This window comes from Nocardioides sp. (genome assembly GCF_035697785.1).
GTDB lineage: Bacteria > Actinomycetota > Actinomycetes > Propionibacteriales > Nocardioidaceae > Nocardioides_B.
In genome coordinates, this window is record NZ_DASSCL010000027.1 from 1 (window position 1) to 21,847 (window position 21,847).

Sequence of the window (21,847 nt, forward strand, 5' to 3'; positions counted from 1 at the left end):
AGCCTGCACTCGTACGCCGGCTGATCCCTGGGGCGCGTCGGCGGGTGGCCAATTACCACGGTCCCGTGGTGATGTGCTGCTTCCCCCTGTGAGTTCGCCCCGGGGAGGGGTGGATTACCACGGTCCCGTGGTAATTGGCCACCGCACCCGCAAGCAGACTCAGCTGTCGGGGTCGCTCTGCTGGCCCTTCGGCTGCTCCCCGCGCTTCTCCCGGCGGCGCTTCCGCTCGAGGTCACGGAGGAAGTCGGCGTCGTCGTCAGGCGCGATGACGCGGCGCTGGCCGGGGGCCTGCGGGTGCTGGGGGCGGCGCGGCAGTCGTGCGGCCTTGCGCTTCTCCCAGAGCCGGAGCAGGGCGTAGATGACCAGCGCGATCAGCGCGACGAGGAGAACGGCCTTGCCCATGCTCCCAATGTAGGAGCATCGGTCAACTTGCGACATGTTCCTGCCGACATCATCCGGGCCGGCGGCCCGTAGGCTGGGGGCCGTGAAGGAGTTCGTCGTCTACACCGTGGCCCGGATCGGGCTGTTCGTCGCGTCGTACGCCGTGATCGCCGGGGTGTACCTGCTGATCACCGGGCGCGACAGCCTGCCGCTGCTCTGGCCGCTCCTGCTGGCCGCCGTGGTGTCCGCCGTCTCCTCGTACTACCTGCTGCGCGGCCAGCGCGACCGCTTCGCCGCCGTGATCCAGCGGCGCGCCGAGGCCGCCAGCCGACGCTTCGAGGAGAGTCGGGCCAAGGAGGACCAGCCCTAGTGCTCGAGCCGCACGACGACGGCTGCTGCCGGACCGCGGAGCGCGACAGCGCCGACCGGACCTGGGTGCACGACGCGATCCGCAAGGTCGAGGCCGACGCCAACCGCTCAGCCGACACCCACCTGCACGTCTTCCCGCTCCCCGCGGCCCTCCGGAGCAAGGACGTGGACCTGTACCTCAAGGACGAGTCGGTCCACCCCACCGGATCCCTGAAGCACCGGCTGGCCCGGTCATTGTTCCTCTACGGGCTGGTCAACGGCTGGATCCGCGAGGGCACCACGCTGACCGAGGCCTCGTCCGGCTCCACGGCGGTCTCGGAGGCGTACTTCGCCCGACTGCTCGGGCTGCCGTTCGTCGCGGTGATGCCCGCGTCGACGTCGCAGGAGAAGGTCGCGCTCATCGAGTTCTACGGCGCCCGCTGCCACCTGGTCGACGACCCGGCGAGCGTGTACGACGAGGCGCGACGGCTCGCGGACGAGTCCGGCGGGCACTACCTCGACCAGTTCACCTACGCCGAACGGGCCACCGACTGGCGCGGCAACAACAACATCGCCGAGTCGATCTTCGAGCAGCTGTCGCGGGAGCGGCACCCGGTGCCTGCGTGGGTGGTGGTCGGTGCGGGCACCGGCGGCACGTCCGCGACGATCGGCCGCTACGTGCGCTACCAGCGCTACGACACCCGGGTCTGCGTCGTCGACCCGGAGAACTCGGCCTTCTTCCCGGGGTGGACGACAGGCGATGGCACCGTCACCACCCACAAGGGCTCGCGGATCGAGGGGATCGGGCGGCCGCGCGTCGAGCCGTCGTTCATGCCGGCGGTCGTCGACGCGATGATCTGCGTCCCCGACGCCGCCTCGATCGCCGCGGCCCGCTGGTGCTCGGAGCTGACCGGCCGGATGGTCGGCGGGTCCACGGGCACCGCCCTGTGGGGTGCCCTGCGGACCATCGCCACCATGTGCCAGGAGGGCAGGCCGGGCAGCGTCGTGACGCTGCTCTGCGACGGCGGCGAGCGCTATGCGCACACCTACTACGACGACGGCTGGCTGGCCGCGCAGGGGATCGACATCGCGCCGTACACCTCGACCCTGGAGAAGTTCGCCGACACCGGCGAGTGGGTCGAGCCGGTCAGGCCGTGACGAGCGCGAGGAAGATCCCGGTCGCGTAGACCAGCTCCGCGACACCGACGTCCTGCAGCACGGGGACCAGCGCCGGTCCGCGGACGCCTTGCAGCACGCGGCGCACCGCGGGCGTGACCGGGATGACGAACGCGAACGCGACGAGCACCCACAGACTCGTCTCCAGCACCACGCCGACCAGCGCGATCGCGGCGAACACGACGAGGAACGTGAAGAAGTAGCGGGTCTGCTCGTCGCCGAGCAGCACCGCCAGCGTCCGCTTGCCCGCGCCCCGGTCGGTCGGCGCATCGCGCAGGTTGTTGGCGACGAGGATCGCGCAGGTGAGGGCGCCGACGCCGGCTCCGGCGTACCAGGACGGCAGCGGCAGCGTGCCGGTCTGCACGTACGTCGTACCGACGACCGCGACCAGCCCGAAGAACACGAACACCATCACCTCCCCGAGGGCGCGGTACCCGTAGGGCGTGGAGCCGCCGGTGTAGAACCAGGCCGCCGCGACGCACACCGCGCCGATCGCGACCAGCCACCAGCTCGTGGTGGCCGCGAGGCCGAGCCCGGCCAGGCAGGCGACCCCGAAGCTGGCGAAGGCCGCCCGCTTCACGTCCGCAGCCGGCGCGGCACCCGACCCCACCAGCCGCATCGGGCCGACCCGGTCGGCGTCGGTTCCGCGGATCCCGTCGGAGTAGTCGTTGGCGTAGTTCACCCCCACCTGCAGCGCCACGGCGACCAGCAGGGCCAGCAGCGCCTTCCACCACACGCTGCCGTCCAGGTACGCGGCCACGCCCGTGCCGGCGAGCACGGGCGAGACGGCCGCGGGCAGCGTGCGCGGGCGCGCACCCGCCAGCCACTGCTCGGGGGTTGCCATGGGCAGGGATTCTGGCAGGCACTCGAAGAACACCACCGCCTAGGGTTCTCCCGTGAGCAGCCTTCGTCCGGTCGCCGGGAGCCCAGCCGAGGTGCTCGCGTCGCTGCGCCAGTGGAACGAGGCCGACTCCCCGGCGCCCCTCGTGGTCGCGACGTCCGGGTCGACGGGGGAGCCCAAGCGGGTGCTGCTGTCGCGGGCCGCCCTGCGCTCCTCGGCGACGGCGACCGCCGACCGCCTCGGCGGTCACGGTCAGTGGCTGCTCAACCTGCCCGCCACGTACGTCGCAGGGCTGCAGGTGCTGTTCCGGTCGGTGCTGGCCGGCACCACGCCCGTCGTGCAGCAGGGGGACTCGTTCGCCGCCGCCGCGCAGGAGCTGTCCGGCGAGCGTCGCTACGTCTCGCTGGTGCCGACCCAGCTGCACCGCCTGCTCGACGACCCGCGGTCGGCCGAGGCGCTGCGCACGTTGACGACTGTGCTGGTCGGCGGCGCGTCCGTGCCCGCCTCGCTGCGTGACCGTGCGACGGCTGCGGGGGTGCCGGTCGTGGCGACGTACGGGATGAGCGAGACCTGCGGCGGCTGCGTGTACGACGGCGTCCCGCTCGACGGCGTCGCGGTGGCCACCGGCTCCTCGGGCAGGATCCGGATCGCCGGACCGGTGCTCTTCGACGGGTACGACGGACGCCCCGACCTCACCGACGAGGTGCTGCACGACGGCTGGTTCGTCACCCAGGACGTCGGCCGCCTCGACGACGACGGCCGGCTGCAGGTGCTCGGCCGGGTCGACGACGTGGTGCTGTCCGGTGGCGTCAACGTGCCCGGGCCGGCCGTGGCCGAGCGGCTGCGCGCGCACGCGACCGTCTCCGCCGCCGAGGTGGTCGGCGTCGACGACGAGGAGTGGGGCCAGCGGGTCGTCGCGTTCGTCGTCGGCGACCTCTCCCTGGACGCCGCCCGCGACTGGGTGGCGGCGGTGCACCCGCGGGCCTGGGCGCCGCGCGAGGTCCTGGCCGTGCCGGAGATACCGCTGCTGCCCAACGGCAAGGTCGACCGCCTCCGGCTGGAGGAGTGGGCCCGATGAGCGACACCGCCGGCGACGGCGTGGTGGTGTGGTCGGTGCCGATGCGCACCCGCTTCCGCGGCATCACCGTCCGCGAGGGGATGTTGCTGCACGGTGAGCACGGATGGGGCGAGTTCAGCCCGTTCCTGGAGTACGACGCGACGGTCGCCGCGCCCTGGCTGCGCGCGGCCCGCGAGGCAGCCGACGAGGGCTGGCCGGCACCGCTGCGGGACTCGGTGCCGGTGAACGTCACGGTGCCCGCGGTCGGACCCGAGCGGGCCGCTGAGTTCGTGCGCGCGTCGAACGGGTGCACCACCGCCAAGGTCAAGGTCGCCGAGCCGGGTCAGACGCTGGCCGAGGCGGAGGCCCGGCTCGAGGGCGTGCGCGACGCGCTCGGACCCGCAGGCCGGATCCGGGTCGACGCCAACGGCCTCTGGACGGTCGACGAGGCGGTTGCCGCGATCGCGGTGCTGGACCGCGCGGCGGGCGGGCTGGAGTACGTCGAGCAGCCGGTCGCCACCGTCGAGGACCTGGCCGTGGTCCGCCGCCGCGTCGACGTACCGGTCGCAGCCGACGAGTCGATCCGCCGGGCCGAGGACCCCTACCGGGTGCGCGACTTCGAGGCGGCCGACGTCGCGGTGCTCAAGGTGCAGCCGCTCGGCGGGGTTCGCGCCTGCCTGCGGATCGCCGAGGACATCGGCCTCCCGGTCGTGGTCTCCAGCGCGCTCGAGAGCTCGGTCGGGATCGCGGCGGGGGTAGCACTCGCGGCGGCGCTGCCGGAGTTGCCCTACGCATGCGGCCTCGCGACCGTCCAGCTCCTCACCGACGACGTCGCGACACGGCCACTGCTTCCGGTCGACGGTGCCCTGCCCGTAGTACGCCCCGAGGTAGACCCGGCCGCGCTGGACCGGCTGCGTGCCGAGCCCGACCGTCGACGCCACTGGCTCCGCCGGCTCTCCGAGGTCGACGCCGCGCTGGCGGGCATGCGGCAGGATCGGGCCCTGTGACCGCACCCGTCAACGCCTCCTCAGCCCTGGCCACCACGGTCGTCGACACGCTGGTCCGCGGCGGCGCGAAGCACGCGGTGCTGGCCCCGGGCTCCCGTTCGGCGCCGTTGGCGTTCGCCCTGCACGCCGCCGCCGCGGCCGGGCGGCTCACCCTGCACACGCGCATCGACGAGCGGGCCGCAGGTTTCCTCGCCCTCGGGCTCGCCGTCTCCAGTCGCACTCCGGTACCGGTCGTCACCACGTCCGGCACCGCGGTGGCGAACCTCCACCCGGCCGTCCTGGAGGCCTCCCACCGCGGCGTACCCCTGGTGCTGCTGACCGCGGACCGTCCCGCGCGCCTGCGCGGCACACAGGCCAACCAGACGACCGACCAGGTGCGCATCTTCGGTACGGCCACCCGGCTGGACGCCGACGTACCCCCGGGCGACCCGGCCGGCGACCAGGGTGCCCAGGTGGCCGAGTGGCGACGACTCGTCGTGAGGGCGCTGGCCGCCGACGGTCCCGTCCAGCTCAACCTGCAGCTGTCCGAACCGCTGGTGCCGGGCGAGTCCGACGGCTGGGGAACGGCGACGGACGCGCCGCCCGAGCCCGTCGCCGAGCGGCCCCGGCCCGGCCCTCAGCCGCTGCCGCAGGGCCCGCGCACGGTCGTGGTGGCCGGTGACGACGCCGGGCCGCCGGCGCGCGTCCTGGCCGAGCGGGGCGGCTGGCCGTTGCTGGCCGAGCCCACCAGCGGGTCCCGCACCGGCGCCAACGCGATCCGCACCTACCGGCTGCTGCTGGGGGACGACGCCCCGGGCAGCCTGCGCTCCCGGGTCGAGCGGGTGGTCGTCTGCGGCCACCCGACGCTGTCGCGGCCCGTCATGCGGCTCATCTCCGACCCGCGCCTCGAGGTCGTCGCGGTGCGCAACGCGACCGGCTACACCGACCCTGGCCGGCGCGTGTCCCACGTCTTCGACGGCCCCGTGGAGGTGGAGCCGGCGCGGGACGACGGCTGGCTCGACGAGTGGCGATCGGCCGACGAGCAACGGGGGCGGGCCCTCGACGCGTTGCTCGGCACGCAGGACGGGCTGACCCCGCACCAGGTGGCCGGTGCGGTCGCCCGCGCCCTCCCGCCGCACGGGCTGCTGTTCGTCGGCGCCTCGAACCCGGTGCGCGACCTCGACCTGATGGTGCCGCGGTACCCGGTCGGCGACCACCGGCTGGTGATCGGCAACCGGGGGCTGGCCGGCATCGACGGGTCGGTCTCCACGGCGACCGGGGCGGCGCTGGGCAGGCCCTCGACCTCCCGCGCACTCGCGCTGCTCGGCGACGTCACGTTCCTGCACGACAGCAACGGACTGGTGATCGGGCCCGACGAGCCGCGCCCCGACCTCACCATCGTGGTGGTGAACGACGACGGCGGGTCGATCTTCGCGTCGCTGGAACAGGGCGGGCCGGCGTACGCCGACTCGTTCGAGCGGCTCTTCGGCACCCCCCACGGGGTCGACCTGGCGGCACTGTGCGCGGCGACCCGGACGCCGCACTGGCGCCTGGACAACCTGCCCGAGCTCGAGCACGCCCTGGACAACCCGGCGGGCGGCATCGACGTGGTGGAGGCGGTGGTGCGTCGCCACGACCGCCGCGAGCTCGACGCCGCGATCCGCGCGCTCGGGAAGGCCCCTTGACCCTCACACCGTGTCAGGCCGGACGCTGACGAAGTCATGTTGAACATCGGAGACTTCGCCCGGCTCGGCGGTATCTCGGTGCGGATGCTGAGGCACTACGACGCCATCGGTCTGCTCGTCCCGGCGTCGGTGGATCCGCGCAGCGGCTACCGACGCTACGACGTCGCACAGCTGGCGCGGCTCAACCGCATCCTCGCGCTCAAGGACCTCGGCTTCACGCTCGACGCCGTCCGGTCCATCGTCGACGAGGAGGTCGGGTCGGCCGAGCTGCGCGGCATGCTGCGGCTGCGGCAGACCGAGCTGACGGCCCAGGTCGAGGCCGACCGCGAGCGGCTCGCGCGGGTCGAGCGGAGGCTCCGGACGATCGAGATGGAGGGACACATGTCCGAGCTGGAGTTCCAACGCAAGAGCCTGCCCGCCGTCCGGCTGGCCGAGCTGCACGAGACCGTCGCGTCCGTCGACGAGGTGGGCGCCGTCGTCGGGCCGCTCTTCGACCGGCTGTTCACCACCATGGGGAGGTTGGGCGTCACCCCGGGCGAGCCCGGTGTGGCGGCGTACGACGGCAGCGACGAGGGCATCGTGGCGATCGCCGGGGTGCCGTACGACGGCCCACCCGTCGACGGTCTGGAGGTGCGCGAGCTTTCCGCGGAAGCGGACGCCGTCACCGTCATGCACCTCGGCTCGATGGAGACCATCGGCGACGCGTGGCAGGCGCTGGTGCGGCACGTGGAGGACGCCGGCCTCGAGCTGTCGGGCCCCTGCCGCGAGGTGTACCACGCCACGCCGATGGACGACCCCGACAGCTGGGTGACCGAGCTGCAGCAGCCGGTGCGCTGAGGGCCGACCGGGCCCGGCAGGCGGGGGTTCCTGCCGGGCACCGGGGCCTGGTGCGATCCTGGCACCACGCGCTGACATCGGGCCGCCGGGTGCGTCGGCGGTTCGGTCAAAACGTGATGGCCCGTGCGCGCGAATGTGGTGCAAGGTGGTGGCACCGCGGCGCCGGTTGACCGCAAGGGCGATCAAGCGCCGGGACCGCCCGGCCGATGGGATGGGGGTCATGAGCACGGCCGTCGACCACTTCACCAGCTTCGTGGACGCCCTGGCCGACCTCCTCGAGGAGGGCCGGGCGCCGGTCGAGGCCAACGGTGACGCGATGGCGCGCCGGCTCTACGTCTCGCGGTTCCACCTCGACCGGATCGTGTCCTCCGTGGCGGGCGAGCCGCCGGCCAGGTTCCGCCGCCGGATCCTCCTCGAGCGTGCGGCGTACCGCCTGCTCACCTCGCGGATGACGATCCTCGACGTGGCGGTCGAGGCGGGCTACGGGTCGCACGAGGCGTTCACGCGGGCGTTCACCAAGGCGTACGGCGTCGGGCCCCGGCGCTGGCGCGGACGGCCCACCCAGATCCGGCTCGCGTCGCCCAGCGACGTGCACTTCCACCCACCAGGCAGCCTCCGGCTCCCGGCCCAGAAGAAGGTGACCTCGATGGACCTCCTCACCAACATGGTGGAGCACCACGTGTGGCTGACCGGGGAGATGATCGGGTGCGCGTCCCGGCTCACCGACGAGCAGCTCGATGCCCCCATCGGTCTCGACGTCGACGAGGACGTGCAGACCATCCGGAGCCTGCTGTCCCGGCTGGTCGGGCAGATGGGCATGTGGAACGCGGCGATGGACGACCGTGACTACGACTGGTCCCTCGAGGAGCACGAGTCCGTCGCCTCGATGCGCGAGCGGCTCTCCGTGGAGGGACCGACGTACCTCGGTCACGTTGGCGAGGTGTGCGAGCAGGGCCGGCTCGACGACACCTTCGTCGACGCGACGTGTGCGCAGGCCGAGGTGTTCACCTACGGCGGGATGATCGCGCACGTGCTCACGTTCGCCGCCCACCGGCGCACGCTCGTCGCGCTCGCCCTGGACGCCGCGGGCATCACCGACCTCGGTTGGGGAGACCCGATGCGGTGGGTGGCCGAGCCGCACGATTAGGTCCGCGTTGTCCGTTCGGACGATCCGCACCTCCGAACGGCCGATCCGTCATGGTCGGCTTTCGCTACAGACAGTCTCCGGTCCAGACCGCGAGGATGAGCGGGCACGCACACGGGGGTGTGCAACCCACGAAGCACCGTCGGGGGCGGCGGGACCGAGGGGTCGCCACTCGCCGCGTGGGTGGCTCGGGTCCTGGCCCTGCGGGGGAGGGTCAGTGGCCCGGTCCCCGCGCCCGGAGCTCGGGTCAGCGGCCGGCCAGGGCGTCCCGCACGGGCACGAACTTCGCCTGTGCCTCCGCGAGCTCGGCCTCCGGGTCGGAGTCGGCGACGATTCCGCAGCCGGCGAACAATCGCACCCGGTCGCCGTCGACCTCGGCCGAGCGCAGCCCGATTCCCCACTCGCCGTCGCCGCCGGCGTCCATCCAGCCGACCGGTCCGGCGTAGCGGCCACGGTCCATCGACTCGATCTCGGTGATCAGCGCCCGGGCCCGGTCCGTGGGGGTCCCGCCCACCGCGGCGGAGGGGTGCAGGGCCTCGGCCAGCCCCAGCGACGAGACCTCGCTGTCCGAGTCCTCCGTCTCGTGCGTCACCCCCGCGACGTCGGTCGCGAGGTGCATGACGTTGGGCAGGTGCAGGACGAACGGCGCCTCGGGGACGTTCATCGACGTGCAGTGCGGGGCCAGCGCCTCCGCCACCGAGCGCACGGCGTACTCGTGCTCCTCGAGATCCTTCGACGACCTGGCCAGCGTCGCGGCGAGGGCGAGGTCACGCTCGTCGTCCCCGGTGCGCCGGATGGTGCCGGCGAGCACACGCGAGGTGACCAGGCCGCGCTCGCGGCGGACCAGCATCTCCGGCGTCGCTCCGAACAGGCCGTCCACGTGGAAGGTCCAGCACATCGGGTAGCTCTCCGCCAGCCGGCGTAGCGGCCAGCGCACGTCGACGTCCTCGCCTGCGGTGGCGACCAGGTCGCGGGCAAGAACGACCTTCTCGAGCTCGCCGGCGTTGATCCGGCGTACCGCCTCGGCGACGACCGTCTCCCAGGCGGCGCCGCTCATCGCGCCGTCGGAGAACGTCACGTTGCTCGGCGGGGTGGGGTCGTCGGCCGGGTCGATCGCCGGGGGAGCGCTGATCGCGGCGAGGCTCGCGGTCGTCACCCAGGCGCGACCACCGCGCCGGCCGACCACGACCTCGGGGACGACCAGGACGCTGTCGCCCGGGTCGTCGGCGAAGGCGAAGGAGCCGAAGCACACCAGCCCGCTGCCCGGCAGGTCGACCTCGTCGCGGACCACGGCGGTGCGGGAGTGCTCCGCCCACCACGCCCGCGCGTCGGCGAACCGCTCGGGGCCCGCGGTGCGCAGCACGGCCGCGACGCCCCAGCCGACGAGGCCGTCGCCGTTGCGGACCCAGGCGGTGCCGGTGGAGTCGGGCAGCAGGGCCAGCAGCTCACCGGGGTCTTCGACGGTGACGCTGCGGACGACGAGCGGGCCGGCGGTCGCGGCGGAGACCGGGTCGGTAGCCGAGGGCGAGGACTGCGTCACGGTGGGCCAGCCTACGGCCTGTGTCCCGGCTGCCCGGGCGCCACCTGACGACACGGCACCCTAGGGTTGCCCCCGTGACCCGCGCCCACCTGGACAAGAGGCCCGCCGACGTCGCGGCGATGTTCGACGACGTCGCCCGGCGCTACGACCTGACCAACGACGTGCTGTCGTTGGGCCAGGACCGCAGGTGGCGGCGCCTGGTGGTCGACGCGGTGGACCCCCGGCCCGGCCAGACCGTCCTCGACCTCGCGGCCGGGACCGGCACGTCGAGCCAGCCGTTCGCGGACCGCGGCGCCCATGTCGTGCCGTGCGACTTCTCGCTCGGCATGCTCCGGGTCGGCAAGCGCAACCGTCCGCTCCTGTCGTTCACCGCGGGCGACGGCACTCGGCTCCCGTTCGCCGACGCGACCTTCGACGCGGTGACCATCAGCTTCGGGCTGCGCAACATCGTCGACCCCGATGCCGGGCTGCGCGAGATGCGTCGGGTGACCAGACCGGGCGGGCGTCTGGTCGTCTGCGAGTTCAGCCACCCGACCAACCGGGTGCTGCGCACGGTGTACGTCGAGTACCTCATGAAGGCGCTGCCCTCGGTGGCCCGCGCGGTGTCGTCCAGCCCCGACGCTTACGTCTACCTCGCGGAGTCGATCCGGGCCTGGCCCGACCAGGCCGGACTGGCCGCCCGGGTGACCGCGGCGGGGTGGCGGGACACCGAGTGGCGCAACCTCTCCGGAGGCATCGTCACCCTGCATCGGGCGACCGCCTGACCCCTCCCGGGGCCGGGTCGCGGGATGGCATGGTGGCCTCTAGACTGTCCGACGATCGCCATTAGTGAAGCAATTCACATAGTCACATGGGGCATCGGCGAGCGCCCCGGACCAGGACGACGAGGTACCCACGATGAGCCGGACGCCCGCGGACGCAGCGGCCGCCGACGTCATCGTCGTCGGTGCCGGACCGGCCGGCTCCTCGGCCGCGTTCCACCTCGCGCAGGCCGGTGTCGACGTGCTGCTGCTGGAGAAGTCGGCGTTCCCGCGCGACAAGATCTGCGGCGACGGCCTCACCCCGCGCGCCGTGCGCCAGCTCGTCGCGATGGGTCTCGACCTCGATGCCCCAGGGTGGGCCCGCAACCAGGGCCTGCGCATCGTCGGCGCCGGCCACCGCCTCGAGCTGCCGTGGCCCGAGCTCGCGTCGTTCCCGCCGTACGGCATGGTCCGCACCCGGATGGACTTCGACGAGATCCTCGCCCGGCACGCGCAGAAGGCCGGCGCCCGGCTGATGGAGCGCACGGCGGTCACCGGACCACTGGTCGACGAGCGCTCCGGCCGGGTGGTCGGCGTCACCGCCAAGCCGCTCGACGACAGCGGCCGGCGCATCGGAGCCCTTGGGGACGACCTCGAGTTCCGCGCGCCCGTCGTGATCGCCGCCGACGGCGTCTCCGCCAGGATCGCCATCGCCCTCGGCCTCCAGCGCCGTGAGGACCGCCCGATGGGCGTCGCGGTGCGCGCCTACTACGAGACGCCGCGCCACGACGACGCGTGGATGGAGTCGTGGCTCGAGCTCTGGGACGGCACCCCCGGGCAGAGCGACCTGCTGCCCGGCTACGGGTGGATCTTCGGCGTGGGTGACGGCACCGCCAACGTCGGGCTCGGCATCCTCAACACCTCGAAGGCGTTCCAGCACGTCGACTACAAGGACGTCCTGCAGCGCTGGCTCGCGAACACCCCTGAGGAGTGGGGCTTCCGCGACGAGAACCGCGTCGGCCGGATCGGCTCGGCCGCGCTGCCGATGGGCTTCAACCGCAAGCCGCACTACACCCGCGGCGTGCTGCTCGCCGGAGACTCGGGTGGCATGGTCAACCCGTTCAACGGTGAGGGCATCGACTACGCACTCGAGTCGGGGCACATCGCCGCCGAGACGGTGGTGCAGGCGCTGGCCACGCCAGAGGGCCCCGCGCGCGAGCGGATCCTGCAGGGCTACGCCGCCGAGCTCGAGTCGGCGTACGGCGGGTACTTCACGCTCGGCCGCGTCTTCGCCAAGATGATCGGCAACCCGACCTTCATGAAGCAGGCCACCCGGTACGGCCTGCCGCGCACGACCTTGATGAAGTTCATGTTGAAGCTGATGGCCAACCTCACCGACCCGCGCGACGGGGACGTGTCGGACCGGGTCATCAACGCGTTGGCGAAGGTGGCACCCGCAGCCTGACGCCGGACCGCACGACCATGCACGATCAGCACGACGCACGATCGACAGGAGGGACACGGGAATGGAGCTCTACGCACCGGTTCTCGGACTGATGCTGCTGGCCGGTGGCTTCGCGGTGTTCTCGGTGGTGATGAGTGCTGTCGTCGGCCCGAAGCGCTACAACCGCGCCAAGCTCGACTCCTACGAGTGCGGCATCGAGCCGACCCCGCAGGCGCTGGGCGGTGGCAAGTTCCCGGTGAAGTACTACATCACCGCGATGATGTTCATCGTCTTCGACATCGAGATCGTGTTCCTGTACCCGTGGGCCGTGCACTTCGACGCGATGGGCATGTTCGGCCTGGTCGAGATGGTGTTGTTCATCCTCACCGTCTTCGTCGCCTACGCCTACGTCTGGAAGCGTGGGGGGCTCGAGTGGGACTGATCAGCATCGGCGGTCCACCCGTCCGTCCGGCGGTCGACCCGTCCATCCGCGCGAGTGTCGAAGGAGTGATCTGAGTTGGGTGTCGAGGAGAAGCTCCCCAGCGGCGTCCTGCTGACGACCGTCGAGGGCGTCGCCGGCTACATGCGCAAGGCGTCGTTCTGGCCCGCCACGTTCGGCCTGGCCTGCTGCGCCATCGAGATGATGACCTCCGGCGGGCCCCGCTACGACCTCGCGCGCTTCGGCATGGAGGTCTTCCGGGCCTCGCCCCGGCAGGCCGACCTGATGATCGTCGCCGGCCGGGTCAGCCAGAAGATGGCGCCGGTGCTGCGCCAGATCTACGACCAGATGCCCGACCCCAAGTGGGTGCTCGCCATGGGCGTCTGCGCGAGCTCGGGGGGCATGTTCAACAACTACGCGATCGTGCAGGGGGTCGACCACGTCGTACCGGTCGACATGTACCTCCCCGGCTGCCCGCCTCGCCCCGAGATGCTCATCGACGCCATCCTCAAGCTGCACGCGCAGGTGCAGAGCACCAAGCTCGGCAGCAACCGTCTCGCCGAGATCGAGCAGGACGAGAACGACGCGCTGCGCGCGCTGCCGACCTCCGAGATGAAGGGTCTGCTGAGGTGAGCGACGACAAGACCGGTCCCACCCCCGACGAGACGCTCGCCAAGAGCGACGAGGTCACCCCCGGCACCGAGCCCGACGCAACCGACAACGCCCCGGAGAACGCCCTCCCGGTCGAGCCGGAGCAGCTGCAGCCCGAGGTCATCGGGGTCCGCCGCGGGATGTTCGGTGTCCAGGGCAGCGGTGACACGTCCGGCTACGGCGGTCTGACCCGCCCGGTCGCCATGCCGGGCGGCACCGTCCGTCCCTACGGCGGCTGGTTCGACGACTTCGCCGACTCGCTCGAAGCCGCGCTCACCGGGCAGGGCAACACCACGGCCATCGAGAAGGTCGTCGTGCATCGCGGCGAGATCACCCTTTTCATACGCCGCGACGACCTGGTCGCCACCGCGCAGCTGCTGCGCGACGACGACAAGCTCCGCTTCGAGTTCTGCTCCGGGGTGTCCGGGGTGCACTACCCCGACGACGCGGGCCGTGAGCTGCACGCCGTCTACCACCTGCTCTCGATGACCCACAACCGACGGATCCGGCTCGAGGTGACCTGCCCCGACGCCGACCCGCACATCCCGTCGATCGTGTCGGTATACCCGACCAGCGACTGGCACGAGCGCGAGACCTACGACTTCTTCGGGATCGTCTTCGACAACCACCCGTCGCTCACCCGCATCGAGATGCCGGACGACTGGCCGGGCCACCCGCAGCGGAAGGACTACCCATTGGGGGGCATCCCCGTCGAGTACAAGGGCGCGACCGTCCCACCGCCCGACGTCCGCAGGAGCTACTCATGACTCACCCCACGAAACTGCTCGCTTCGCTCGCACTTCCGCGGGGGCCCCGATGACCACCACCGGATCCAACGAGGACCTGTACGCCGGCGCGTCCGAGACCTCCCAGGGCCGCGTCTTCACCGTCACCGGCCAGGACTGGGACTCCGTCGTCTCGGGCATCGCCGACGAGGGCGACGACCGGGTCGTCGTCAACATGGGGCCGCAGCATCCCTCGACCCACGGCGTGCTCCGGCTGATCCTCGAGCTCGAGGGTGAGACGGTCACCGAGGCCCGATGTGGCATCGGCTACCTGCACACCGGCATCGAGAAGAACATGGAGTTCCGCTCCTGGACCCAGGGCGTCACGTTCTGCACCCGGATGGACTACCTGGCGCCGTTCCACAACGAGGCGACCTACGTTCTCGGCGTGGAGCGGCTCCTCGACATCGAGGACGACATCCCGGAGAAGGCGCAGGTCATGCGCGTCCTCCTGATGGAGCTCAATCGGATCTCCAGCCACCTCGTCGCCATCGCCACCGGCGGCATGGAGATCGGTGCGCTGACCGTGATGACGATCGGCTTCCGCGAGCGCGAGCTGGTGCTCGACCTCTTCGAGCTGATCACCGGCCTGCGCATGAACCACGCGTTCATCCGCCCCGGCGGTGTCGCGCAGGACATGCCGCCCGGTGCGCTCGACCAGATCCGCGACTTCATCACGTTGATGAAGAAGCGCCTTCCGGAGTACGCCGACCTCTGCAACGCCAACCCGATCTTCAAGGGCCGGCTCCAGGACGTCGGCCACCTCGACCTGGCCGGCTGTCTCGCGCTCGGACTCACCGGACCGGTGCTGCGCTCCACCGGCTACCCCTGGGACCTGCGCAAGACCCAGCCCTACTGCGGCTACGAGGACTACGACTTCGAAGTCGTCACCTGGGACACCAGCGACGCCTACGGCCGGTTCCGGATCCGTCTCGACGAGATGTGGGAGTCCCTGCGGATCGTCCAGCAGTGCGCCGACCGGCTCGGCGACCTCGAGGGCGCTCCGGTCATGGTGGCCGACAAGAAGATCGCCTGGCCCAGCCAGCTCGCCGTCGGCACCGACGGCATGGGCAACAGCATGGACCACATCCGGCACATCATGGGCGAGTCGATGGAGGCCCTGATCCACCACTTCAAGCTGGTCACCGAGGGCTTCCGGGTCCCGGCCGGGCAGGCGTACGTCCCGATCGAGTCGCCGCGCGGCGAGCTCGGCGCCCACGTCGTCTCCGACGGCGGCACCCGGCCTTTCCGTGCCCACTTCCGAGACCCGTCGTTCACCAACCTGCAGGCGACGTCGGTGATGAGTGAGGGCGGCATGGTCGCCGACGTCATCGTCGCGATCGCGTCGATCGATCCCGTGATGGGAGGAGTGGACCGGTGACACAGCAGCTCCAGGACGGACCGCTCGACGAGAAGACCCTCGGCGAGCTGCGAGAGATCGCGGCCCGCTACCCGCAGGCGCGCTCCGGTCTGCTCCCGATGCTGCACCTCGTGCAGAGCGTCGAGGGCCGGGTCACGCCGCGCGGCATCGAGGCATGCGCCGACATCCTCGGCATCTCCGCCGCCGAGGTGTCGGGTGTCGCGACCTTCTACACGATGTACAAGCGGCGCCCGGTCGGCGACTACCACGTCGGCGTCTGCACCAACACGCTCTGCGCGGTCATGGGTGGCGACGCCATCTTCGACCGCCTCAAGGACCACCTCGACATCGGGAACGACGAGACGACCGTGCCGTCCGGCGACGAGAAGAGCGTCACCTTGGAGCACGTCGAGTGCAACGCCGCGTGCGACTTCGCTCCGGTCGTGATGGTCAACTGGGAGTTCATGGACAACCAGACCCCCGAGTCCGCCACGCAGCTCGTCGACGACCTGCGGGAGGGCAAGGAGGTCCACTCGACCCGGGGTCCGCGGATCTGCACGTGGCGTGAGGCCGAGCGCGTGCTCGCCGGGTTCCCCGACGACCTCGCAGATGAGGGCCCCGCCGCCGGCCCGGCCAGCCTGGTCGGTCTCGAGATCGCTCGTGAGCGCGGATGGTTCCCGTCCGACGGAGCCGAGCCGGACACCGACCAGACAGCGCCGAAGGGAGCTGACCAGTGACCGTGCTGACCCCGGTCCTCTCGGCCAACTGGGACACCGAGAGGTCCTGGACCCTGGAGGCCTACGAGCGCTCGGGCGGCTACGAGGCGCTGAAGACGGCGCTGGGGATGGAGCCGGCCGCTCTCGTCGAACTGGTCAAGGACTCCGGCCTGCGTGGTCGTGGCGGCGCCGGCTTCCCGACCGGCCTGAAGTGGGGCTTCATCCCGCAGGACAACCCCAACCCGAAGTACCTCGTCGTCAACGCCGACGAGTCGGAGCCGGGCACCTGCAAGGACATCCCGCTGATGATGGCCAGCCCGCACACCCTCGTCGAGGGGGTCATCATCAGCTCCTTCGCGATCCGCGCCCACACCGCGTTCATCTACGTGCGCGGTGAGGTGCTGCACGTGATCCGGCGGTTGCAGCGCGCCGTGCAGGAGGCCTACCTGGCCGGCCACCTCGGCAAGGACATCCACGGCTCCGGTTACGACCTCGACGTCATCGTGCACGCCGGCGCCGGTGCGTACATCTGTGGCGAGGAGACGGCACTGCTCGACTCCCTGGAGGGTCGCCGCGGACAACCGCGGCTGCGTCCGCCGTTCCCGGCCGTGGCCGGCCTGTACGCGTCCCCGACGGTGATCAACAACGTCGAGTCGATCGCCACCGTGCCCTCGATCGTGACCAACGGACCCGACTGGTTCAGCGCGATGGGGACGGAGAAGAGCAAGGGCATGACCCTCTACTCCCTGTCCGGCCACGTGACCAGGCCGGGTCAGTTCGAGGCACCTCTCGGGATCACCCTGCGTGAGCTGCTCGACCTGGCCGGGGGCGTGCGCGAGGGTCACGAGCTGAAGTTCTGGACCCCCGGTGGCTCCAGCACGCCGCTCCTCACGGCCGAGCACCTCGACGTACCCCTCGACTACGAGGCCGTCGGCGCCGCCGGCTCGATGCTCGGCACCAAGGCGCTGCAGATCTTCGACGACACCACGTGCGTCGTCCGCGCGGTGCTGCGCTGGACCGAGTTCTACAAGCACGAGTCCTGCGGCAAGTGCACGCCCTGCCGCGAGGGCACCTGGTGGCTGGTGCAGACGCTGGCGCGTCTGGAGAAGGGTGAGGGCAGCGAGGCCGACCTCGAGCAGATCCTCGACCAGTGCGACAACATCCTCGGACGGTCGTTCTGCGCCCTGGCCGACGGCGCGGTCAGCCCGATCTCGTCGTCGATCCAGTACTTCCGCGACGAGTACGTCGCGCACTTCGAGCACGGCGGCTGCCCGTTCGACCACGCCAGGTCCACCCTGTTCGCACCTGCAGGAGTCACGGCATGACGATCTCAGCCAACAAGTCCGGCGTCTCGACGGGCTCGACAGCCGACGGGCAGGTCGAGAGGACCGACCTGGTCACCCTGACCATCGACGGCATCGAGGTCAGCGTCCCCAAGGGCACGCTGGTGATCCGCGCCGCCGAGCAGGTCGGTGTGCAGATCCCGCGGTTCTGCGACCACCCGCTGCTGGCACCCGTCGGAGCCTGCCGGCAGTGCCTCGTCGAGGTCGCCCTGCCGGGACCGGACGGCGAGCCGCGCACGATGATGGGCCCACCCGGGCGCGTGAAGCCGCAGGCCTCCTGCACCCTGGCCGCCTCCGACGGCATGGTCGTCAACACCCAGGTGTCCTCGCCGATCGCCGACAAGGCGCAGCAGGGCGTCATGGAACAGCTGCTGATCAACCACCCGCTCGACTGCCCGGTCTGCGACAAGGGTGGGGAGTGCCCGCTGCAGAACCAGGCGATGAGCAACGGTCGCGGCGAGAGCCGCTTCGTCGAGTCCAAGCGCACCTTCCCCAAGCCGATCAACATCTCCGCACAGGTGCTCCTCGACCGGGAGCGCTGTGTGCTGTGCGCGCGCTGCACCCGCTTCTCGGAGCAGATCGCCGGTGACCCGTTCATCGCGCTGATCGAGCGCGGTGCGCTCCAGCAGGTCGGCATCTACGAGAAGGAGCCGTTCGAGTCCTACTTCTCCGGCAACACGATCCAGATCTGCCCGGTCGGCGCATTGACGTCCGCGGCGTACCGCTTCCGCGCCCGCCCGTTCGACCTGGTGTCCACGCCCTCGGTCGCCGAGCACGACGCGTGTGGTTCGGCGATCCGTGTCGACCACCGGCGCGGCAAGGTGGTGCGACGCCTGTCCGGCGAGGACCCGCAGGTCAACGAGGAGTGGATCACCGACAAGGACCGCTTCGCGTTCACCTACGCCCGCCAGGCCGACCGGCTCACCCACCCGCTCGTCCGCGACGAGGAGACCGGGGAGCTGCGCGCCGCGTCCTGGCCGGAGGCGTTCATCGTCGCCGCCCGCGGGCTGCGGGCCGCCGGCCCGGTCGGGGTGCTCACCGGCGGCCGGCTCACCGTCGAGGACGCCTACGCCTACGCGAAGTTCGCCCGGGTCGCCCTGGGCACCAACGACATCGACTTCCGCGCCCGCGCGCACTCCCCGGAGGAGGAGGCCTTCCTGGCCTCGACCGTCGCGGGCAGCGGTCTCGGCGTCACGTTCGAGGACCTCGAGCGCGCCAACAAGGTCGTGCTGGCCGGGCTCGAGCCCGAGGACGAGGCCGGCACGGTGTTCCTCCGGCTGCGCAAGGCCGCCCGCAAGGGGCTCAAGGTCTGGAGCGTCGCGCCGTACACGTCCCGTGGCCTCGCCAAGATGCACGGCACGCTGATCCGCACCGCGCCGGGAGACGAGGCCGCCGCGCTCGAGGCGCTCGCGAACGACGGTGAGGTCGCACTCGACTCGGGGGGCATCCTGCTGCTCGGGGAGCGGCTCGCCTCCGTGCCCGGTGCGCTCTCCGCCGCGCTGGCGCTCGCCGGCACGACCGGCGCGCGCCTGGCCTGGGTGCCGCGTCGCGCGGGGGACCGCGGCGCGGTGGAGGCGGGATGCCTGCCCACCCTGCTGCCCGGCGGCCGTCCGGTCGACGACGCCTCGGCGCGCGTCGACATCGGCACCGTGTGGGGTACGACGATCGGCCACGAGCCCGGCCGCGACGCCACGGGGATCGTCGCCGCCGCGATGTCGGGCGACCTGGGCGGGCTGCTCGTCGCCGGTGTCGACCCTGACGACACCGCGGACCCAGCCGCCACCCGCGCGGCCGTGGAGGCCGCGTCGTTCGTGGTCAGCCTCGAGCTGCGCGAGACCGACGTGACCCGGGCCGCCGACGTGGTGTTCCCGGTGGCCACGGTCGCCGAGAAGGCCGGCACGTTCCTCACCTGGGAGGGTCGCCCGCGGCCCTTCGAGAAGGTGCTGGTCGAGTCGCACGCGCTTCCGGACCTGCGCGTGCTGTCCGGCATCGCAGACGAGCTCGGCGCCGGCCTCGGCTTCAAGACCGTCGAGGGTGCCCGCGCCGAGCTGGCCGAGATCGGCCCGTGGGACGGGGCCCGCGTCGCCGCACCGGTCTCGGACTCGACGACCCGGGGCGGTTCCGCCACCGGGGGCGACGGGCTCCGACTGGCCACCTGGAAGCAGATGATCGACGACGGGTCGATGCTCGACGGTGACGACTACCTCAAGGCCACCGGCCGCGCGGCGGTCGCCCTCGTCTCCGCCGCGACCCTCGCCGGGCTCGGTGTGCAGGCCGGAGCCAACGTCACCCTCACCGGCCCCACGGGCGCGGCGACGGTCCCGGTCGGTGTCGCCGACGTGGCCGACGGCGTCGTCTGGCTGCCGGCGAACTCCGACGGCATCAACGTCAACCGTGACCTCGGCGCAAGTGCCGGGACGACCGTCTCCATCGAGGGAGGTGCGGCATGATCCCGATCACCGCGGCCAGCGGCTCGATCACCATGGCCGCCGACGACCTGTCGCTCTTCGGCACGGACCCGTGGTGGCTCGTGCTGATCAAGTCGGTCCTGATCTTCGTGCTCCTGGTGCTGCTGACGCTGTTCAACATCTGGTTCGAGCGCCGGGTCGTGGCACGGATGCAGCACCGCATCGGTCCCAACGTCAACGGCCCCTTCGGGCTGCTGCAGTCGCTCGCCGACGGCGTGAAGCTGGCGCTGAAGGAGGACATCATCCCCAAGGCGGCCGACAAGGCCGTCTTCCTGCTCGCCCCGGTGCTCTCCACGGTGCCGGCGTTCCTGGCGTTCGCGGTGATCCCGTTCGGGCCCGAGGTGGACGTGCCGTTCACCGACCGGACCACCCCCCTGCAGCTCACCGACATGCCGGTGGCGGTGCTGTTCATCCTCGCGGTGGCGTCGATCGGCATCTACGGGATCGTGCTCGGCGGCTGGTCGTCCGGGTCGACGTACTCCCAGCTCGGCGGCCTGCGCAGCTCCGCGCAGATGATCTCCTACGAGGTCGCGATGGGCCTCTCGCTGGTCGCGGTGTTCCTCTACGCCGGCTCCATGTCGACGTCGGAGATCGTGGCCAGCCAGGAACGGCTGTGGTTCGGCCTGATCCTGATCCCGTCGTTCGTGATCTACCTGATCGCGATGGTCGGCGAGACCAACCGCGCGCCGTTCGACCTGCCGGAGGCAGAGGGCGAGCTCGTCGGCGGCTTCCACACCGAATACTCCTCGCTGAAGTTCGCGCTGTTCTTCCTCGCCGAGTACGTCAACATGGTGACCGTCTCCGCGCTCGCCACCACGTTGTTCCTCGGCGGCTGGCGTGCCCCGTGGCCGCTCTCGCTCTGGGACAACGCCAACGAGGGCTTCTGGCCGGTGCTGTGGTTCATCGCCAAGGTGATGATCTTCATCTTCATCTTCATCTGGCTGCGCGGGACACTGCCCCGGCTGCGCTACGACCAGTTCATGAAGTTCGGCTGGAAGCGGCTGATCCCGGTGGCCCTCGTCTGGATCGTCGCGGTGGCCACGATCCGCGCGATCAGCCTCGAGGGTGGCATCGACCGCAGCTACCTGCTCGCCGCCATCGGCGTGGTCGCGGTGCTGTTCCTGGTGCTCTTCTTCGTCGGCGGTGGCGTCGAGGAGGACGAGGAGGCAGGGCGCGAGAGGGTCGGTGCCGACGGCGAGGCGTTCGACGCGTTCGCCAGCGGCTACCCTGTCCCGCCGATGCCCGGTCCCGCCGTCCAGGGCCGTACGTCGGTCACGCTCCGCGAGGCACGTCAAGACATCGCGCGCCCAACAGACACTAGGGAGCAGCCCTGATGCCCACGCTCAAGGAACAGTTCTGGGACCCGGTCGCGGGTTTCGGCGTCACCTTCCGGACCATGTTCAAGAAGGTCGTCACCGAGCAGTACCCGTTCGAGAAGAAGCCGACCGCGCCCCGGTTCCACGGCAGGCACCAGCTCAACCGCTGGCCGGACGGGCTGGAGAAGTGCATCGGGTGCGAGCTGTGTGCCTGGGCGTGCCCGGCCGACGCGATCTACGTCGAGGGTGCGTCCAACGTCGACGACACCGGGGAGGGCTCCGGTCGGTTCTCGCCGGGCGAGCGCTACGGGGCCGTCTACCAGATCAACTACCTGCGCTGCATCCTGTGCGGCCTGTGCATCGAGGCGTGCCCGACCCGTGCCCTGACGATGACCAACGAGTACGAGCTCGCCGACGACAACCGGGCGGACCTCATCTACGAGAAGCAGGACCTGCTCGCCCCGCTGCTGCCCGGCATGGAGCAGCCGCCGCACGCCATGCTCCTCGGTGAGGACGAGGGCGACTACTACCGCGGCTCCTTCCGGCCGCACGGCGCCGGCGAGCGTCCGCGTTCCGAGAGCGAGGCCTGA

General features: G+C 71.5%; 21 protein-coding genes. 18 read left to right on the forward strand and 3 right to left on the reverse strand.

The genetic code is table 11. The features are described from left to right. Window positions 1-159: 159 nt before the first annotated feature. Complete coding sequence (locus VFH10_RS03270) at window positions 160-402, reverse strand: hypothetical protein (RefSeq protein WP_325125889.1); 243 nt, start codon at window positions 400-402, stop codon at window positions 160-162. An 82-nt stretch (window positions 403-484) separates the two neighbouring features. On the opposite strand from VFH10_RS03270, the gene VFH10_RS03275 reads away from it, so the two are divergent. Further along, a complete protein-coding gene (locus VFH10_RS03275) occupies window positions 485-751 on the forward strand; it encodes a DUF4229 domain-containing protein (RefSeq protein WP_325125891.1) in 267 nt (88 codons plus the stop codon). Then, window positions 751-1,887 (forward strand): PLP-dependent cysteine synthase family protein, encoded by a 1,137-nt coding sequence (locus VFH10_RS03280; RefSeq protein WP_325125893.1) that lies wholly within the window; start codon window positions 751-753, stop codon window positions 1,885-1,887. The genes VFH10_RS03275 and VFH10_RS03280 overlap by 1 nt, the downstream gene beginning before the upstream one ends. Here VFH10_RS03280 and VFH10_RS03285 read toward each other — a convergent pair. Continuing rightward, complete coding sequence (locus tag VFH10_RS03285) at window positions 1,877-2,749, reverse strand: 1,4-dihydroxy-2-naphthoate polyprenyltransferase (RefSeq protein ID WP_325125895.1); 873 nt, start codon at window positions 2,747-2,749, stop codon at window positions 1,877-1,879. The genes VFH10_RS03280 and VFH10_RS03285 overlap by 11 nt on opposite strands. Window positions 2,750-2,801: 52 nt before the next feature. On the opposite strand from VFH10_RS03285, the gene menE reads away from it, so the two are divergent. From menE to VFH10_RS03310, 5 genes are all read left to right on the forward strand, one after another. Beyond that, complete coding sequence (gene menE / locus VFH10_RS03290) at window positions 2,802-3,824, forward strand: o-succinylbenzoate--CoA ligase (protein ID WP_325125897.1); 1,023 nt, start codon at window positions 2,802-2,804, stop codon at window positions 3,822-3,824. Next, entirely contained in the window at window positions 3,821-4,810 is a 990-nt protein-coding gene (locus VFH10_RS03295; protein WP_325125899.1) for an o-succinylbenzoate synthase, read from the forward strand. The genes menE and VFH10_RS03295 overlap by 4 nt, the downstream gene beginning before the upstream one ends. Further along, complete coding sequence (gene menD / locus VFH10_RS03300) at window positions 4,807-6,474, forward strand: 2-succinyl-5-enolpyruvyl-6-hydroxy-3-cyclohexene-1-carboxylic-acid synthase (RefSeq protein ID WP_325125900.1); 1,668 nt, start codon at window positions 4,807-4,809, stop codon at window positions 6,472-6,474. The genes VFH10_RS03295 and menD overlap by 4 nt, the downstream gene beginning before the upstream one ends. Before the next feature lie 36 nt (window positions 6,475-6,510). Further along, window positions 6,511-7,311, forward strand: coding sequence for a MerR family transcriptional regulator (locus VFH10_RS03305; RefSeq protein ID WP_325125903.1), 801 nt, complete (start codon window positions 6,511-6,513; stop codon window positions 7,309-7,311). A gap of 220 nt (window positions 7,312-7,531) precedes the next feature. Continuing rightward, window positions 7,532-8,458, forward strand: a complete 927-nt coding sequence (locus VFH10_RS03310; RefSeq protein ID WP_325125905.1) for an AraC family transcriptional regulator — start codon at window positions 7,532-7,534, stop codon at window positions 8,456-8,458. 244 nt (window positions 8,459-8,702) lie between these two features. Here the strand turns inward: VFH10_RS03310 and VFH10_RS03315 are convergent, their stop codons facing one another. Further along, window positions 8,703-9,995, reverse strand: coding sequence for an isochorismate synthase (locus tag VFH10_RS03315; RefSeq protein WP_325125907.1), 1,293 nt, complete (start codon window positions 9,993-9,995; stop codon window positions 8,703-8,705). Between the two features lie 74 nt (window positions 9,996-10,069). Between VFH10_RS03315 and VFH10_RS03320 the strand changes: the two genes are divergently transcribed. The 11 genes from VFH10_RS03320 (at window position 10,070) to nuoI (ending at window position 21,847) form a co-directional block, all read left to right on the forward strand. Then, window positions 10,070-10,759 carry a demethylmenaquinone methyltransferase gene (locus tag VFH10_RS03320; RefSeq protein ID WP_325125909.1) on the forward strand — a complete coding sequence of 230 codons (690 nt, stop codon included), beginning with the start codon at window positions 10,070-10,072 and terminating at the stop codon, window positions 10,757-10,759. Window positions 10,760-10,892: 133 nt separating this feature from the next. After that, window positions 10,893-12,200: a geranylgeranyl reductase family protein gene (locus VFH10_RS03325; RefSeq protein ID WP_325125911.1), complete on the forward strand. Its 1,308-nt coding sequence runs from the start codon at window positions 10,893-10,895 to the stop codon at window positions 12,198-12,200. A 61-nt stretch (window positions 12,201-12,261) separates the two neighbouring features. After that, window positions 12,262-12,621: an NADH-quinone oxidoreductase subunit A gene (locus tag VFH10_RS03330; protein WP_325125914.1), complete on the forward strand. Its 360-nt coding sequence runs from the start codon at window positions 12,262-12,264 to the stop codon at window positions 12,619-12,621. Window positions 12,622-12,696: 75 nt separating this feature from the next. Then, the gene (locus VFH10_RS03335) at window positions 12,697-13,251 is read left to right on the forward strand and encodes an NADH-quinone oxidoreductase subunit B family protein (RefSeq protein WP_325125916.1); all 555 of its coding nucleotides are present in this window, start codon (window positions 12,697-12,699) and stop codon (window positions 13,249-13,251) included. Next, window positions 13,248-14,036, forward strand: coding sequence for an NADH-quinone oxidoreductase subunit C (locus VFH10_RS03340; protein WP_325125918.1), 789 nt, complete (start codon window positions 13,248-13,250; stop codon window positions 14,034-14,036). The genes VFH10_RS03335 and VFH10_RS03340 overlap by 4 nt, the downstream gene beginning before the upstream one ends. Window positions 14,037-14,085: 49 nt before the next feature. Continuing rightward, on the forward strand, window positions 14,086-15,435 hold the full coding sequence (locus tag VFH10_RS03345; protein ID WP_325125920.1) for an NADH-quinone oxidoreductase subunit D: 1,350 nt from the start codon (window positions 14,086-14,088) through the stop codon (window positions 15,433-15,435). Further along, window positions 15,432-16,151 carry an NADH-quinone oxidoreductase subunit NuoE gene (nuoE, locus tag VFH10_RS03350; protein ID WP_325125922.1) on the forward strand — a complete coding sequence of 240 codons (720 nt, stop codon included), beginning with the start codon at window positions 15,432-15,434 and terminating at the stop codon, window positions 16,149-16,151. Before VFH10_RS03345 ends, nuoE begins: the two co-directional genes overlap by 4 nt. 2 nt (window positions 16,152-16,153) lie before the next feature. Continuing rightward, window positions 16,154-17,455, forward strand: a complete 1,302-nt coding sequence (gene nuoF, locus VFH10_RS03355; protein WP_325125952.1) for an NADH-quinone oxidoreductase subunit NuoF — start codon at window positions 16,154-16,156, stop codon at window positions 17,453-17,455. Continuing rightward, entirely contained in the window at window positions 17,452-19,923 is a 2,472-nt protein-coding gene (locus tag VFH10_RS03360) for an NADH-quinone oxidoreductase subunit G (protein ID WP_325125924.1), read from the forward strand. Before nuoF ends, VFH10_RS03360 begins: the two co-directional genes overlap by 4 nt. Window positions 19,924-19,955: 32 nt before the next feature. After that, window positions 19,956-21,275 carry an NADH-quinone oxidoreductase subunit NuoH gene (gene nuoH / locus VFH10_RS03365; protein ID WP_414689828.1) on the forward strand — a complete coding sequence of 440 codons (1,320 nt, stop codon included), beginning with the start codon at window positions 19,956-19,958 and terminating at the stop codon, window positions 21,273-21,275. After that, a complete protein-coding gene (gene nuoI / locus VFH10_RS03370; RefSeq protein ID WP_325125928.1) occupies window positions 21,275-21,847 on the forward strand; it encodes an NADH-quinone oxidoreductase subunit NuoI in 573 nt (190 codons plus the stop codon). The genes nuoH and nuoI overlap by 1 nt, the downstream gene beginning before the upstream one ends.